Genomic DNA, 16180 nt, shown 5'->3' on the forward strand with positions numbered 1-16180 from the left:
ATGGTCGTGGGTCGATTAAATCGAACAAAGACAGTGAAAAGATCCTGCCGGAACCCTTGCGGACGAACATGAGTTCGATTAATATTAGAACATGAAGCATACACTCCTGGAACCCCGCGAAGCTCGGCGGCCGCCGGCCGCGGCGTTGACCGCAGCGAGTGCGCAGCCGGTGCTCTCCACAGCGCTGGTGATCGAACATGAGTCGAACCGGGAGATTCTGGAGGCGATCGATCATGCGCATCAGCAGCTCGTCGCCGCCGAGATCGCCGAACTGGTGGGGATCATCCGGGCAGCAGACCGCTGGGAGATTGACCACGAAGCCGTCGGCGCCGGCATTGAACGATTGATTCAGCCCGGCCATGATGGCACCCCTCAAGTCGCCGAATTCCTCGCCCTCGAGCTAGGTGCACTACTTGGGGTCTCCCAGAAGACCGCACTCGGCAGGATCGGTGACGCCCTGGACCTACGCCACCGGCACCCCGAGTTGTGGGAAGCCGTCCTCGCCGGCAGCGTGCGCGTCTGGCAGGCCATGAAGATCTGCTTCGAATGCTCCCACCTCGCCTATCGGGCGGCGCGCAAGGTCGATGCCGCGATCGCCACGAGCGTGGGGATGCTGCCTTGGGCCAGGGTCATGAAGGCACTGCCCGGACAGATCATCCAAGCCGACCCTGATCTCGCGATGCAGCGGGAACAAGGCCGCCGGGACTCCCGCCGGATCCGGGTCTCACCGATCGAAGATGGCCACGTGAACCTCTTCGGGGTCGTCGATGCGGCAGACGGCATCAAGTTCAACGAAGTCCTGAATCATGTCGCGACTCTCTTCTCCGCCAAACCTGACACTGCGCTCTTGCGTGATGTGGACCGCAGACGTTCGCTCGCGTTCGGGATCATCACCCAAAACGCCTACAACGGGCTGGCCAACGATCAGCCAGGTTTCGCCTTGCCAAGTCCCACCCAGGTAGGCGCCAGCTCGCCAGCAGATACCGTGGTCCGTAAGCCGATCGACTGCACCCTGATCGTGCATATCTCGTCCGACGACCCTGCTCTCAGCGCCAACGAGTCGAGCAGTGCCACCGGTGTCGCACGCGTCGAGGGCTGGGGTCCGCTCCTCACTGCGCGTCTCCCAGAGTTTCTCGCTGGAGCGAAAGTCACCCTCCGGCCGATCATTGATCCCGCGGGCCTGCGTCCCGTCGACTGCTACGAAACACCGACCAAGATGCGCTTCGCTCTCGAACAGCGCAACCCCGTGGACATCTTCCCCTACGCCACCACGAAGGCGTCCAACTGTGATGCCGACCACACAGTTGCCTACGTGAAGGGCCGACCAGGTCAAACCCGCCTCGGCAACCTCGGACCCGTGTCAAGAAAAGCCCACCGTGCGAAAACTCACGGAAAGTGGACACTCTCACAGCCGACCCCGGGCGTCTACCATTGGACCTCACCCCACGGCTACCGCTACACGGTCACCGCAGCAGGAGCCATCCGCATCACCACGCCCGAACCTGAGGCGGACTGCTATAGTTCGGCGCGTTAGTTAAGACGACACGGGGTGCCCCGCCGGGGCTGAGATGACACCCGTTGAACCTGACCTCATTCGGATGAGCGGAGGGATGTCGATGGCCACCGATGTGTCGGCCGATTCTTCAGCGTCCGCGGTCGTCGTCCACGATCTCGGCTATCGCTACCCGAAGGACGAGCGCGCTGTCTTGGGACGAGTGCGACTCGCCGTTCCCGAGGGCCGACACATTGCCTTGATCGGACGCTCGGGTTGCGGCAAATCCACACTGCTCTCGATCATCGCCGGGCTGCGCGAACCGGACACCGGAGCGGTCAGCGTGCTCGGACACGACGACCCCGCCGGCAGGCTCGCGTCCTGTGCGATCATGCCCCAAGGCGATTCGTTGCTGCCGTGGCTGAACCTGCTCGACAATGTCGCAATCAGCCTGCGCAACCGCGGTATCAGGCGCCCCCTGGCCAGGGCCCGGGCGCATGGCACGTTGCAGCAATGGGGGTTGTCGGATTGGGAATCCGCGCGTCCTGCCGCGCTGTCGGGCGGCATGCGTCAGCGGGCCGCACTGGCGCGGGCGCTGCTCGCCGACAAGCCGATTCTGCTCGCGGACGAGCCGCTCGGCGCGCTGGATGCCATCACCCGTGCCGAGATCCAGCAGTGGCTGCGGCGTACGATCATCCGCTCGAGCGCCACGTTGATCATGGTCACCCACGATGTGGACGAAGCACTGCTGCTCTCCCGGGAGGTGGTGCTGCTGGCAGGAGTCGCACCGGGGGAGCCGGCGACCGCCGCGGCCAGCTGGCCCGGCTGGTTCGACGACGAGCGGCCCCGCGAACTGCTCCTCGGTGACCCTGCCTTCGCCAAGGCTCGGCAGGAGATCCTGCAATCGTTCGCGGATCCCGGCGGTACCGGTCCACGCGATGCGATCCCGGGAGCGGACCGATGAATTCCTACCTGCGGCGCAAGATCCTGCCGCCGACGGTCACGGTCCTGCTGGTGCTGGCAATCTGGATCGGCGTGACCGCCAGTGGCGCGATTCCCGATTACGTCATTCCTTCTCCGCGGGCGGTGCTGGACTCGTTGATCACGACCTGGCCGACCAGGCTCGGCTCGGCCACCTGGCTGACGCTGGGCGAAACGCTCGCCGGCATTGTGCTGGGCGTCGCGGTGGCGGTGATCGTCGTCATCGTTTCCGGCTATCTGCCGGTCATCGGATCGGCCATGACACCCCTGCTGATCGCTTCGCAGGCGATCCCGATCATCGTCATCGGCCCGCTGCTCACCATCGCCTTGGGCTACGGCATGGCTGCCAAGGTCATCGTGGTCGCGCTGCTCTGCTTCTTCCCGGTCGCACTCAATCTGCTGGCCGGGATACGTGCTGTGGACGCCCGGCTGATCGATACCCTTCGCAGTCTGCACGCCTCACGGCACGAACTCTTCTGGCGGGTGCGCCTGCCTTTCGCTGCGCCGCGCGGCTTCGCCGGACTGCGGGTCTCGGTGACCTTCGCGCCCGTCGCAGCAGTCTTCGCCGAGTACACGGGTTCGACCAACGGCATCGGCTACCTGATGCTGCAGGCCATCCCACGTATGCAGACCGATTTCGTTTTCGCGCAGGTCGTCGTCCTCACGATCATGTCGGCCGCGTTACTGGCCGCCGTGACCGGGTTGGAACGCTGGGTCTGCCCCTGGAACAAACCCAGCGAAAGCGACGGCACTTCCTGACGTTCGGCCACCGGGCCGAAGGCATCCGATGAAGCCATTCCCTACGAAGAAGCCATTCCCTACCAAGAAGAGAGAACACCCCATGAAGACTCCACGGCTACTCACCTCGATCGCGCTGGGTGTCGCAGCCTGCCTGACGCTGAGCTCCTGCGGATCGTCCGCAAGCCGGCCCGACGCATCGGCCTCCGGGGCCGGCGGTGCGGCAGACGATGTCAGCGTGCTGCTCGACTGGGCACCCAATCCCGATCATGCGGCCCTCTATGCGGCCCAGCAGATCGGCGCCTACCAAGATGCCGGCATTCAGGTCAGTTTCACCACCCCATCGAATACCGCTGACGCCGCCCGCGAGGTCTCGCTCGGACGTGTCGACCTGGCCATCTCGTACGAGCCGGACACGCTGATCGCAGTCGAATCCGGGCTGGACGTGGTCTCGGTGGCAGCCCTCATCCCCACCTCGCTGACCTCGCTGGTGACCAAGGCCGGCTCGGGCATCGCCGGCGCGAGCGATCTCGCGGGTAAGACCATCGGACTGTCGGGGCTGGCCTCCCAGGAGCCGACGATCGATTTCATTGCCCGCAAGGCAGGAGTCAACCCAGACAGCATCGAACTGCCCAACGTTCAGCAGAGCCTCAATCAGGCGTTGCTCACTGATCAGGTGGACGCCATCTTCGGCGCCTTCCGCAATATCGAGGGTGTCGAACTGGCTGCCCAGACCGATGTCGTCGTCCTGCCGGCCACCGAATTGGGCGTCCCCGACTATTCGGAACTGGTCATCATCGCCAATCCGAAGCGACTTGAAACCGACGCTGACTATGTCGAGCGCGTCAAGGCATTTCTTGCCGGCACCGCCGCCGGTCAAGCTGCGGCGGTGGCAGATTCTCACGTGGCGATCGACGCGTTGACCCCGCAGACCGAGGGCTCTTACGAGCCGCAGGTACTGGCTGCGATGGTCGAGGCGACGCTGGCGCTGCTCCCCGCCGAGGACTTCGGCAAGCAGTCGGCCGCCGACTGGGCGACTTATGCGTCCTGGATGTTCGACAACGGTCTGCTCGAAGGCCAGGTCGACGGCGCACAGGCCACCACCAACGACTACCTACCGTGAGCGTGTGACCAGTATTGTGCTGCCCATGACCGACGTCGGTGAACAGGCCCACGAGTCAATCGACCTGGGGCTCGCTCGCATTCGCGATGGTAAACATCGGTACCGCCTGGGCGTGATGGGTGGCACTTTCGATCCCATCCATCACGGCCACTTGGTGGCGGCGAGCGAGGTCGCGGCTCGCTTCGGCTTACAGGAGGTGGTCTTCGTACCCACCGGTACGCCGTGGCAGAAGGCCGGACGCAAGGTCAGTAACCGCGAGGATCGCTACCTGATGACGGTGATCGCCACGGCGTCCAATCCGCGGTTTTCGGTGTCGCGGGTCGATATCGACCGGGCCGGCAATACGTATACGGTTGACACCCTCAAGGACTTGCGTGGTGAGCGAGGCGAAGATGTCGATCTGACCTTCATCACCGGGGCGGACGCACTCGGCTCGATCCTCACCTGGCGCGGAGCCGACGAACTCTTCGATCTGGCGAGCTTCGTCGGAGTGTCGCGTCCGGGGGTCGACCTGAAGGCTCGCGATATCAGCCATCTGCCGGCCGAGAAGGTCACTCGGCTCGAGGTGCCGGCGCTGGCGATCAGCTCAACCGAGTGCCGCAACAGGGTTCGAGAAGGATTGCCGCTGTGGTACCTGGTGCCCGACGGCGTCGTCCAATATGTCGCGAAACGCGGTCTTTACACCCCGGCGAATGCGGGGGAGACGCTTGAGGCGGATATTGTCGACTGGTAAACCGAACCTCGAGATCTTCAGAAGATCAGTTTGGATGTGATGTGAGCGCTACCGAAGAAGCCACCAGGATCGCCCGGCTCGCCGCCAAGGCCGCGGACGACAAGAAGGGCAAGCAGATTGTCGCGTTCGACGTGTCGGAGCCCCTTGCCATCGCCGACATCTTCCTGATCGTCAGCGCGAACAACGAGCGGCTGGTGGGCGCGATCGTCGATGCCATCGAGGAGAAGCTGATCGACGTGGCGAAGCTTCGTCCGCTGCGCAGGGAGGGTGGCCGGGAGAACCGCTGGGTGCTGCTCGATTACGGCGATCTGGTGGTGCATGTTCAGCACGACGAGGAGCGCGATCTCTACGCGCTGGAGCGGCTCTGGAAGGACTGCCCGATCATCGAACTGGGACTTCCCGACGACGATAGCGAACCGGCCGGGGACGGCGACGAGCAGTGAGTCCTGGGCACACCCAGATCATCTTGTGGCGGCACGGCCAGACCACCTTCAACGTGGAGAGCCGATTTCAGGGGCAGCTCGATGCGCCGTTGAACAACGTCGGTCTCGCACAGGCCGAGATGGCTGCGGTCGGTCTGTCAAAACTGCCTGTTGACGCTATCTATGCCTCCCCGCTACAGCGGGCCCACGTCACCGCTCAGGCACTGGCGCGCAGGATCGAGCTGCCCATCGCGACCGATGACCGGCTGATGGAGATCGATGTCGGTTCATGGGAAGGGCTGCTGGCCGAGGAAATCTACCGGGACAATCCGGAATTCACCCGAGCCCTGGCCGAAGGTCGTGATGCCCGCCGCTCCGAGACGGGAGAGACGGCGAGCGAAGTGGCCGTGCGGATGGCCGTGGCGCTGCGCGAGATTGCATCCAGGCATCAGGGCCAGACCGTGGTCGTCGCCAGTCACGGGCTGGCGATCAGGATGGGTACCGCCAGCTTGCTGGGCTGGGACTATCCGACCTCCACCAGCCTGGCGAGCATGTCGAATTGCGGTTGGACGATGCTCGGTGCCCGCGATGAGGGCTATTGGAAGTTGGTCAGCTGGAACCAGCGAGCCGAAGGCCTGCTGCTCGGCGATAGCTGAGTTACCATCCGTCGCGGTTGCCAATTGACGGCACCCACAACCACCGATCCTGCTGCCGCGAGCCCGGCAGATGCGGCGGTTACGGCACCGACGAGCCTGGACGCTCGCCTGATCGTCCGTACGTCGGGGGCCGGCGCGTCCGGATCGCCGAGTTGCGGGCGCTGTTCGAGGTGCCCGTGATAGTCGGACGCCCCACCCAGATGAGTGTCGAGAGCCCCTGCCCAGGCGGCCTCGCACCAGCCGCCGTTGGGGCTGGGGTGATTGCGGGCGTCGCGCATCATGACCCGCCAGGCGTTCGTCGGGCTGCCGCCGATGGTCGCTGCCAGAGCGGCGGAGATCACGCCCGACAGCCGGGCCGGGATGAAGGCGACGGCGTCGTCCAGCTTGGCCGAGACCTTTCCGAAGCGCTCGTAGCGGGGATTGCGGTAGCCGACCATCGCGTCCAGGGTGTTGATGCCGCGATGCAGCAGCAGGCCGGGAATGCCGGCGACGGCCCCCCAGAAGAGCGAACAGACGACGGCGTCAGAGGTGTTCTCGGCGAGTGATTCGACCGTGCCGCGGGCCAACTCTGCGGCATCCAGGTTTTCGGGATTGCGGCTGCATAGATGCGTGAGGCGCTCGCGGGCGGCGGGAATGTCATTGTCCTCGAGTTCGTCGGCCATCTGCTTACCCTCAGAAGCGAGACTGCGCCCGCCGAGCACCGCCCAGGTGGCCGTTGCGGTCAGCGCAGCGCGCGCCACGGGCTGATTGCGGGTGAGTCGCTCGGCGGCGATAGCGATCGCCGCCACCGGGGCGAGTGCGGTGGCGGCGAAGAGCGCCCCTCGGCCAATCGAATCTTGATAGACGCGCTTCTCGAGCCAGCCGACCCAGCTGCCGAACCAGGCCACCGGATGATGGCGCCTCGGGTCGCCGAAGACGGCGTCCGCAGCGGTTCCGGCGGCAAGACCTAGCGCACGATTCACGGACGCCATTCTGCCGGATCCGTGAACAAGCGGGACCCCGGCGTATCGGCCACGAACCACTGAGGCTATTGTGCATTAGGCATGCCTTACCTAAGCGGAGTGGGAACGCGCTCACCTTCCAGGTCACGCAGGGATGCCAGATCTCAAACGCCGATCGCCGCTTCGAATCCTCCCGAGAGGAAGTCAGATGACAACCCAGGCAAACGCACCGGACGTCGCGTCCGTGCTCGACGAACTGACTGCGGCGGCGGCCGAAAAACAGGCGATTGACAAGGCCGCATTGAGTCAGATGCTCGCTCCGGTGAGGACCCGCATGTGGGTGGGCCGCATCCTCGGCGCTATATCGGGGCTCATCGCGGTGGCACCTTATGTCGCATTGGTGCGGCTGGGGGAGATTCTGATCGCCGCTCACAGCCAAGGCGTGAATCCTGATTCCGGCCGGGTTTGGGCTGTGGTGAACTTCCTCATCGGGGCGTTCGTTGCCCGGTTGGTGATCTACTTCGTAGCACTCGCCGTGACCCATTTCTGCGACATCAAGCTGGCCGCTCATCTCCGCGCGCAGATGATCTCCAGCCTGGCCCACGCACCGCTGTCGTGGTTCAGTGCCACGACCTCGGGCAGAATCCGCAAGGCCGTCCAAGACGACCTGCTTGCCCTACATGCGTTGATTGCACATGCGCCCGTGGAGACCGCCTCGGCGATCTTCATGCCCATCGGGCTGGTCTCCTACGCCTTCATCGTCGACTGGCGGTTGGGTCTGCTTTCGCTTGCCACTTTGCCGATATATGCAGGCATCTACGCCTGGTGCATGCGCGACATGCCGGTGAAAACCGCGGAGATGGAGGCAAGGCTGGCCAAGGTTTCGTCCCGCATGATCGAGTTTGTTTCGGGCATCACCGTCGTCAAGGCATTCGGCATCGTGGGGCGCGCACATGGGCGCTATGCCGAAGCTGCGAAGGAGTTCGGGGATTTTTGGGATGCCTGGAATGGGCCGATGATCAAGTCGAATTCATGGGCGGTCGGGTTCGTCTCGGTACCCGTCTTGTTGGCGGTGAATCTGGGTGGCGGCACAGCCCTGGTGAATGCCGGCTGGGTGAGCGCGGCCGATGTGCTCGCCACCACCCTCATCGCATTGGTGGTACCTGCTGCCATCCAAACCATCGGGAACACCGGGTGGGCCTATCAACGGGCAGGAGCCTCGGCCAAACGCATCCAGGACCTGATCAGCATTCCCACTCTCGCTGAGCCGGCAGATCCGCAATCTCCTGCGAGCGACGAAGTGCATTTCGAGCACGTCAGCTATTCCTACGGAGACACGGTGGCCGCCGACGACGTCACCTTGACGCTGGCACCGGGTACCGTGACCGCGCTCATCGGACCATCTGGTTCTGGCAAATCGACGCTGGCCACGATGGTGGCCCGCTTCCAGGATCCTGATTCCGGATGCATCACCCTCGGTGGAGCCGACCTGCGACAGATCAGCAGCGAACAGTTATACGCCAAGGTGGCGTTCGTCTTGCAGGATCCGCAGCTGATGCGAATCTCGATTCGCGACAATATTGCGCTGGCGAGGCCGGACGCCACCGATGAGCAGATTCGCCGGGCAGCTCGGGCGGCCCAGGTCGCCGACGAGATCGAGGCACTGGACAAGGGCTATGACACGATCGTCGGATCGGATACCGACCTGTCCGGCGGGCAGAAGCAGCGCATCGCGATCGCGCGGGCGTTGCTCACCGATGCGCCGGTCCTGATTCTGGACGAAGCCACTGCCTTCACCGATCCGGAATCGGAGGCGGAGATTCAGGTGGCGTTGACCAAGCTTGCACAGGGGCGCACCGTGTTGGTCATCGCGCACCGGCCTGCCTCGATTGTCGGGGTCGACCAGATAGCGGTGATGGAACGCGGCCGGATCGTCGCGCACGGAACCCATGCAGAACTTGCCGACGAACCCCATTACGCAGCGTTGTGGCGCGGTCATGAAGCCAATTACCAGGCAAAGGAGGCCCGCGCATGAGCGCCGCCGAAGCTGTCGAGAACACGCGGAAATCGGGCGCGTCCACGCACGCAGGAGTGACCAAGACCGGACGCCAACTCGGCATGATCGAGAACTTCAAGCACCTGATGACCCCGGAGGGCCGGCGACTCTTCAACCTCAGCCTGGGGCTGGCGATTGTGGTCGGGGTCATCCAGGGCGCGGCATTGTTGGCGCTGCTGCCTGCGTCCACCGCTCTTGCCTCGGGGGAACCCTCCTGGGGGCTGGGCATCGGTGGTTGGCTGATCGTGCTGGCGGTGCTCGCCGTCGTCAACTTCATCATCAGCTATTTCCAGGTGGTGAAGAACTTCGATGCTGCGATGGACATGATCACCAGGCTGCATCAGGTGATCGGCGACCACGTGGCCAGGTTGCCGCTGGGCTGGTTCAAGCAGGGATTCGCGGCGACCTCGTCCAGGCTCGTCAGCGACGGAATCCTCGGGCTGGCCGGAGCCGTGGCGCACATGATCTATCCGATCTATGTCGGCACCGCGTCCGGGCTGGTGCTGCTTGCCGGAACCTGGATTTGGAAGCCGAAGCTCGGGCTCGCATTGACGATCGCCGTACCTGTCTTCGCACTGATCATGTGGGCGTCGGCCAAGGTGGCCGGAGTCGGCATGGCGCAGGTGGAGCCACCGCGCAAGGAGCTGTCGATGCGGATCGTCGAGTTCGCCTCGAATCAGCCGGCATTGCGCTCGGCCGGCCGTGCCGACGACGATCTGCCGCTGGAAGAAGCCCTCGCCGAAGAATCCAGGGCCTCGCGCCGGGACTTGTGGTACTCGTTGCTGGGAAATCTGTTGAACGGTGTGGTCACTCAGATCGTGGTGATCGGGCTGATCATGCTCGCGGCGGGGTTCGCTATCAGCGGTGAATTGGCGCCACTCGAGGCCTTCGCATTCATCGGCATCGCGTTGCGAGCCAACCAGATTCTCGCCGAGATCGGGGAACAGCGGCTCGGGATCGAGGCTCAACGACAAAACGTTGCCACCGCAGATGGGCTCTTGGGTGCCCCGGTACTGAGCGGCGCCACTGACCCTGTGACGCTGAGTGAGCCCGGCCAGATCGAACTCGATCACGTGAGCTTCGGCTATCTGCCGGAAGTCCGGGTGCTCGATGATGTCTCGCTGAAAGTGCCCGCCCGCACGATGACTGCGCTTGTCGGGCCGTCCGGTTCGGGTAAGACGACCATCGCCCGCCTGGTCGCGCGCTTCTACGACGTAGATTCTGGCATCGTGAGGGTCGGAGGAGTAGATGTGCGGGATCAACCGGTCGAACAGCTGATGGGCCAGCTGTCGATGGTCTTCCAAGACGTCTACCTCTTCGACGACACGCTGCGTGCGAACGTGCTGGTCGGCAATCCATCTGCTCCCGATGAACAGGTGCAGCGGGCCGCCGATTTGGCCGGGGTGAGCGAGATCGTCGACCGGCTGCCTGACGGCTGGAACTCCCTGGTCGGTGAGGGCGGACGAGCATTGTCCGGCGGTGAGCGACAGCGCGTCTCGGTGGCGCGCGCGCTGCTCAAGGGCTCGGAGATCGTGCTCTTGGACGAAGCGACCTCCGCGCTGGACCCCGAGAATGAGGCGAATATCGTGGCCGCGGTCGAAGCCTTGCGCCGGCGCTCGACGGTGCTGGTGATCGCGCACAAGCTCGACACCATTCGCTCGGCGGACGCGATCGTGGTACTCGGCGACGACGGCACGGTCGTCCAGGCCGGCACGCATGAAGAATTGATCGCAGTTGACGGCAGATACCGCGACTTCTGGCACAGCCGCGAGCAGGCGGCCGGCTGGCGGCTGACCGACGAGAGGGACGCCCGGGCTGGATCGGTTCACATCGGCCAGCGTGGCAGGCATGATCGGTGAGTTCTTGTCAGGCCGGGCCGGCGTCCGCGAGCTCTGCGGGTGGCAGGTAGCCGTGTTCAGCGATGTAGTGCAGGACGAGGGTGGGCGCGATCCAGATCTGGCCGTTGGCGTCGCGTACCTCGAGCGAGGCCGAACCGAGGTGCAGTAGTCTCCCGGTCGTGGTCGGGTAGCTCGGGGCCGGTGCCATGATGTCTTGGGTGCTCGTCGGGCAGAGTTGGCAACGGTGGATTCCTCTGGTCCGATTGACGGGGTGATCGGCGGCTGCCTCCAGAACCCGGAGGAACTCGGGCGGGCAGGCCCCGGTGCGGTAGTCGTTGCCGGGCTCGAGCCAGCCGAAGGTCCGCCACGATCTGCGTCGGCGTGCCTCACCCAGCGTGCTGACGACACCGAAGGCGTCGCGGTGGTTCTTCTGCCATTCGAGCAAGCCCGGACGTTGCAACAATGTGCCGTCGGCGTAGTAGGTCACTGCCGTCTCCTTGGTGTCTGATGAATCACGGTACGACACTTCGGCAGGCCGCCCAATCGATGGTGACACTTCCGCCCGCGTCACCGACCAGCTCGGAAAGCCGGGTCAGCGTCGTTGCCTGCAACAATCAACCGTATGAAGGTATTGGTCACGGGAGCGTCGGGGTTCCTCGGGGGACGGGTGACAAAGCTCCTGGCCGAACAACACAAGGTGCTCGGTACCGGCCGCACGTTCTCAACGGAGCGGCGTGCGGCGCTGGAAAGCCTCGGCGTGCGACTGCTGCCTGCCGACCTGACCAGACCGCAGGATCTCCCGGCTTTGCTCGACGGCGTGGACGCGGTCGTCCATTGCGCGGCATTGTCGACTCTCTGGGGTCGCTGGGAAGACCTGCGCCGCACCAACGTCGATGCCTCGGCGCGACTTGCCGCCGCGTGCGCGCAGCGGGGAATCCGGCTGGTGTACATCGGTTCGCCGAGTATCTACAACCGGGCGGTGCACGACGATCCGACGTGGGGGACTGCGGCCCGGCCGGTGCCGGAGAGCCTTCGGGTCGGACCGCGATTCGACAGCGACTATGCGAAGAGCAAATGGTTCGCCGAGGTGGCGGTGTCCCGGTCGTATCCGGCGGCTTGCATCCTGCGGCCGCGGGGCCTCTACGGGCCGGGTGACGCGTCGATCATGCCCCGCGTCATTGCGGCGCTACAGGCCGGACGGCTGCCTCGGTTGGTGGACGGCGACGTGCTGACCGACCTCACCCATGTCGACAATGCCGCCCACGCCGTCCGCCTGGCGGTCGAGAGCGACATCTCGGGGCCCGTCAACATCGCCGACGGTGACCCTATCGCCGTGTGGGCGAGCATCGATCAGGTGGCGGACGCGCTGGGCGTGGCTCGTCCCGGCCGCCGCATGGCTGCGCGTCCGGTCGAGTTGGTGGCCGCCGGAACCGAGCAGGTCGCGCGGATCCTGCGCCGCGGCGAGCCGAAACTCACCGCCACCGGGATCCGCCTGCTGACTCGTGGATTGCGTCTGGATCTCACCCGCGCACGAACCGAACTGGGCTACCAGCCGATCTTCACCGGGGGTCTGGCATCGACGCTGTCGGCCATGCTCTCGGGCGTCGAGCCACCGGGACGACGCCATCCGGTCGTATCGTCGACGCGTCCGGCAACCCCTGCCAGCACGGCAACCCTCGCAGTTGAGCAACTGCAAGCGGGCTGGTGCGTGTCGATCGGGGCACTCGCGCAGCGCGGTGAGCTCTGGCGCCGCAAACGATTCCCCGCAGGGGTGACACTCATCCAGCACCCCGAGCACGGGTTGGTCCTGTTCGATACGGGCTACTCGCGAGCAGCGGTCGAGGCGGTACGGCACTGGCCGGCCTGGCCGTATGGGACCTTGCTACCCGTGCGGCTGCCGGCCGGGCAGACACTGGCCGAACAACTGGCGCGGCGCGGGGTGGCCGCGGATTCAGTGCGGGCCATCATCTGCTCTCACCTGCACATGGATCACCTGGCGGGGGCCGCCGACTTTCCGCATGCTCCGGTGTGGCTGGACCAGCCGGAGATCGAGGCACTCACCAGTTTCGGCGGGCTGACCGCGGTGCGTCACGGTATCGTGCCCGCGATCGTCCCGGACGCGGGACGACTGCGTCCGTTCGCTTTTTCGGACGCTCCGCACTGGTTGGCGCCGTTCACCCAGGCAATGGACTTCTTCGCAGATGGCAGTCTGTGGATCGTCCCCTCGCCCGGTCATACGGGTGGCTCGGTCAGCGCCGTCGCCCGGACCGGCGAGGAGACCGGGGACGGGGCCGGTCTGGTGCTCCTGGCCGGGGATGTCGCATGGAGCGAACGGGCACTGCGAGAGGGAATCGAGCCGCATTGGCTGGCTCGTCGCGTCGTCTTCCACGATCTCGCCGCAGCTCGGCGCACCGGTGGATTCTGGCGCAGCTGGCTTGCCAGGCATCCGGCGGCAGAGGTGGTGGTCTCTCATGACGCTCCAACGACCGGGACGGATCGCTGGTGAGTTGCGCCATCACTTGGTGACCTGGGAACGCGTCACAATCGAGGGGCGCCGGTGGCACGCATCTTCTTCGTGGCGCGAATGCGGCGGGGGTTCTGCTGCGGGGTTGAGGAGTGGGAATGCTGCAGATGAGGATCCTGGCGACCGGACAGGCGTTGCCGGAACGGGTGGTCACCACCGCGGAACTGGCTGCGCGTGTCGGCGTGGATCCGCGCAAGGCGGAGGAGGCGACCGGAGTCCGGGAGCGGCGTTGGATGGATCCCAGCGAGGACCCGGTCAGCTACGGCGCGGATGCGCTCGTCCAGGCCCTGGCCACAGCGAATCTGACCGTCGATGATCTCGACGTGCTCATCCACGCCTCCGGCAGTTTCCCGCAGCCGATCCCGGATGGCTCAGCCCAGCTGGCAGCAGTCGTCGGATTCGTCGGACGGCCGGCTTTCTCCGTGCATTCCACCTGTGTCAGCGCGCTGGTCGGGATCTATCAGGCTTCGATGCTGATCGCGACCGGGCAGGCTCGGCACGTCGCGGTGGTCAGCTGCGAGGTCGCCAGCCGGGGCCTCAACTTGGACGATCCGGAGTCCTCTCTGCTGTTCGGCGACGGTGCGGCCGCAGTGATCCTCGGACCGGCAGAGCGTCCAGAGCAAGGCATCGAGCGCTACGTGGCGCAGATCTGGCCCGAGGGTGCCACCGCCACCGAGATTCCCGGGGGAGGCTATCGGCGCCCAGGTCTGAATGCGAGCACGGACCGGCGTGACTTCACCTTCCACATGGACGGACGACGGACTCTGATGCTGGCGCACAAGGTGCTGCCGGGCTTTCTGGAGAAGCTGCAGCCAGGGCTTTCCCGGGGCTTGGACGGCATCGACCTGGCGATTCCCCACCAGACCAGCTCCGCCGGGATGAAGCTGCTGAGACGCTACGACTGGCCTGATGAGAAGGTGGAGACCACACTGGAGCGCTATGGCAACGTCATCGCCGCGAGCATTCCGCTGACACTGCATCAGGCGCTCACCGGTGGCCGGATCGGCGAAGGCAGCCGGGTGCTGCTCGTCGGAACCGGTGCTGGCCTGACCACCACGGGAATGATCATCCGCTGGTGAATCCAGGTCGTGGACGATGCCAGACCACTATTTGACGAACCGATGGCCCGGGCCAGCCCGGCCGCTACTGCGCCGCCCCGGTGGCCGACATGGAGTATCCCTTGACGGTGGCGAGCCACGCGCGCAGAATTCGTTTCTGTGCCGGGTCCCACAAGACGGCAGCAATGACGAGTCCGGCCAACTGTGTGATCGCCAAGATCCAGGTCTGGCCAATCGGTGCAACACCGAAGGCCGAGGTATCTACGAAGCTGAGAACCGACCAGCTGAAGGCGAGGCTGCACACCGACCCACGCACGCATCGCTTCACCGTGTCCCTGACGTAGCCCAAGCGGGTGGGTTTCGGACGAGGATAGACAGCGACGCCAAGCCCGGCGAGCAGCGCGGCCCCGGCGATCACCAGCAGCGTGATCGTCCGTGTCGAATTCGGCGCTGCTGAGGATGCAACGCCAAGCGCTGCCGTGCCAAGGAGATATGCCAATCCGGCCAGCCCGAAGGTGATCAGTGCCGTCGCATACCAGGCCCCGGAGGGTCCATGCCATGCCACAAGTTCTTGCTCGTTCGCAGTGTTCACATCAGTTCCATTTCTCGTCTGGCTGCGCTTTGCGGCAACCATGTCGTATCCGATCCCGGTTGCTGAGCGGCCGAAGCAACCGAGGCCGCGGCGATGACCGGCAACACGAGCAGCGTGTCGCCCAGCATCATGATGAGGCCCCCTGCTCGTTGATCCGCCAGGGATGACCACGGCAGCGTGGATTCCATTCCCGGCATCAGCGGTTGCCCACCGATGATCATGGCGAGCGCGACGACACCCATGCCACCGTAAGCGAGCCGTAGCAGCAGCACACACGTCTTCGCCGGAAGTCCCGGACGAAGCCCGCTGGTCAACAGGAACCACAAGGCCATGCCGACCGCCAGATAGCCCGCATTGCGGACGAACACCATCTGCTGGTTCATGGCGTGGTGGATAACCGGAAGGTGCCAAACGAATACCGACCCAACCAACGCAGCGGCCGCCGCGACAGCAAGGATCAGCCGTAGTCGCGCACTGGTCGAGGCCGAAGTCGTGAGGTCATCGTCGGGACCCGGCATTCGCCGGCCGGTGCCCACCGTAAGCGCAATCGGAATCACCGTGGTTAGTAGCACCATCTCCGCCATGGCCGCGACATGCGAGCCAGCCGAGACACCCAGGAGTGTGGAGATCACCACCACTGCGAGACCGGCGATAGCGATAGCCGCCAGCACACGCCGTTGCCGCCACACTCGTGCTGCGACGATCAGCGCCACCTCGCTGCCGGCGACCACCATCACGACAAGGGCATTCGGGGAGTCTGGCATCGAGTGATGCATCATCAGTCGTCCGGCCTGAATCTGCCACCAATGCCACAACAGAACTGCCAGCACGATCTCGCCCACCAAGGCGGCGACCAGCCCAAACGACGTCCACCGCCGCGGTCGGCTCCGCCGGGCGTTCGACGTCACGGAATTGTCGGTCGGTGAGGGATGCTGCTGACTCCAGGTGCCGATGGGTGGTTCTGGCGGGCGGAAACGGGAGACGGGCTTAGGTACCCCCGTCGCGGAATGCCACAGTCCGGAGATT

At 65.1% G+C, this 16180-nt stretch carries 15 protein-coding genes and 1 riboswitch; of the genes, 11 read left to right on the forward strand and 4 right to left on the reverse strand.

What is annotated here, in order from left to right; all coding sequences use genetic code 11:
* Positions 1-91 precede the first annotated feature (91 nt).
* The 7 genes from AAFP05_RS06115 (at position 92) to AAFP05_RS06145 (ending at position 6145) form a co-directional block, all read left to right on the forward strand.
* Complete coding sequence (locus tag AAFP05_RS06115) at positions 92-1534, forward strand: DUF222 domain-containing protein (protein WP_341728965.1); 1443 nt, start codon at positions 92-94, stop codon at positions 1532-1534.
* A gap of 1 nt (position 1535) precedes the next feature.
* Positions 1536-1628: riboswitch (TPP riboswitch) on the forward strand.
* Positions 1617-2456, forward strand: a complete 840-nt coding sequence (locus AAFP05_RS06120) for an ABC transporter ATP-binding protein (protein ID WP_341728966.1) — start codon at positions 1617-1619, stop codon at positions 2454-2456. Its footprint overlaps the riboswitch before it by 12 nt.
* Positions 2453-3232, forward strand: a complete 780-nt coding sequence (locus AAFP05_RS06125; RefSeq protein ID WP_341728967.1) for an ABC transporter permease — start codon at positions 2453-2455, stop codon at positions 3230-3232. Before AAFP05_RS06120 ends, AAFP05_RS06125 begins: the two co-directional genes overlap by 4 nt.
* An 82-nt stretch (positions 3233-3314) precedes the next feature.
* Positions 3315-4334, forward strand: a complete 1020-nt coding sequence (locus AAFP05_RS06130; RefSeq protein ID WP_341728968.1) for an ABC transporter substrate-binding protein — start codon at positions 3315-3317, stop codon at positions 4332-4334.
* 25 nt (positions 4335-4359) lie between these two features.
* Positions 4360-5067, forward strand: a complete 708-nt coding sequence (gene nadD, locus AAFP05_RS06135; RefSeq protein ID WP_341728988.1) for a nicotinate-nucleotide adenylyltransferase — start codon at positions 4360-4362, stop codon at positions 5065-5067.
* Positions 5068-5108: 41 nt separating this feature from the next.
* Positions 5109-5510: a ribosome silencing factor gene (gene rsfS, locus AAFP05_RS06140; protein WP_341728969.1), complete on the forward strand. Its 402-nt coding sequence runs from the start codon at positions 5109-5111 to the stop codon at positions 5508-5510.
* On the forward strand, positions 5507-6145 hold the full coding sequence (locus AAFP05_RS06145; RefSeq protein ID WP_341728970.1) for a histidine phosphatase family protein: 639 nt from the start codon (positions 5507-5509) through the stop codon (positions 6143-6145). Before rsfS ends, AAFP05_RS06145 begins: the two co-directional genes overlap by 4 nt.
* On the opposite strand, the gene AAFP05_RS06150 is transcribed toward AAFP05_RS06145, so the two are convergent.
* Positions 6085-7116 carry a cobalamin biosynthesis protein gene (locus AAFP05_RS06150; protein WP_341728971.1) on the reverse strand — a complete coding sequence of 344 codons (1032 nt, stop codon included), beginning with the start codon at positions 7114-7116 and terminating at the stop codon, positions 6085-6087. The two genes, AAFP05_RS06145 and AAFP05_RS06150, sit on opposite strands and share 61 nt — an antisense overlap.
* A gap of 178 nt (positions 7117-7294) precedes the next feature.
* Between AAFP05_RS06150 and AAFP05_RS06155 the strand changes: the two genes are divergently transcribed.
* On the forward strand, positions 7295-9121 hold the full coding sequence (locus AAFP05_RS06155) for an ABC transporter ATP-binding protein (RefSeq protein ID WP_341728972.1): 1827 nt from the start codon (positions 7295-7297) through the stop codon (positions 9119-9121).
* A gap of 83 nt (positions 9122-9204) precedes the next feature.
* Entirely contained in the window at positions 9205-11001 is a 1797-nt protein-coding gene (locus tag AAFP05_RS06160; protein WP_341728989.1) for an ABC transporter ATP-binding protein, read from the forward strand.
* Between the two features lie 7 nt (positions 11002-11008).
* Here the strand turns inward: AAFP05_RS06160 and AAFP05_RS06165 are convergent, their stop codons facing one another.
* Positions 11009-11467 (reverse strand): hypothetical protein, encoded by a 459-nt coding sequence (locus tag AAFP05_RS06165; RefSeq protein ID WP_341728973.1) that lies wholly within the window; start codon positions 11465-11467, stop codon positions 11009-11011.
* A 135-nt stretch (positions 11468-11602) separates the two neighbouring features.
* On the opposite strand from AAFP05_RS06165, the gene AAFP05_RS06170 reads away from it, so the two are divergent.
* Together AAFP05_RS06170 and AAFP05_RS06175 are read left to right on the forward strand one after the other, a co-directional pair.
* A complete protein-coding gene (locus AAFP05_RS06170) occupies positions 11603-13486 on the forward strand; it encodes an NAD-dependent epimerase/dehydratase family protein (RefSeq protein ID WP_341728974.1) in 1884 nt (627 codons plus the stop codon).
* 116 nt (positions 13487-13602) lie between these two features.
* A complete protein-coding gene (locus tag AAFP05_RS06175) occupies positions 13603-14583 on the forward strand; it encodes a ketoacyl-ACP synthase III (RefSeq protein WP_341728975.1) in 981 nt (326 codons plus the stop codon).
* Positions 14584-14647: 64 nt separating this feature from the next.
* Here AAFP05_RS06175 and AAFP05_RS06180 read toward each other — a convergent pair whose 3' ends face one another.
* Entirely contained in the window at positions 14648-15154 is a 507-nt protein-coding gene (locus AAFP05_RS06180) for a hypothetical protein (RefSeq protein ID WP_341728976.1), read from the reverse strand.
* Positions 15151-15984 carry a cytochrome c oxidase assembly protein gene (locus AAFP05_RS06185; RefSeq protein ID WP_341728977.1) on the reverse strand — a complete coding sequence of 278 codons (834 nt, stop codon included), beginning with the start codon at positions 15982-15984 and terminating at the stop codon, positions 15151-15153. Before AAFP05_RS06185 ends, AAFP05_RS06180 begins: the two co-directional genes overlap by 4 nt.
* Between the last annotated feature and the right edge of the window lie 196 nt (positions 15985-16180).

The sequence above is a fragment of the Brooklawnia sp. genome, assembly GCF_032229645.1.
Classification (GTDB): Bacteria; Actinomycetota; Actinomycetes; order Propionibacteriales; family Propionibacteriaceae; genus Brooklawnia.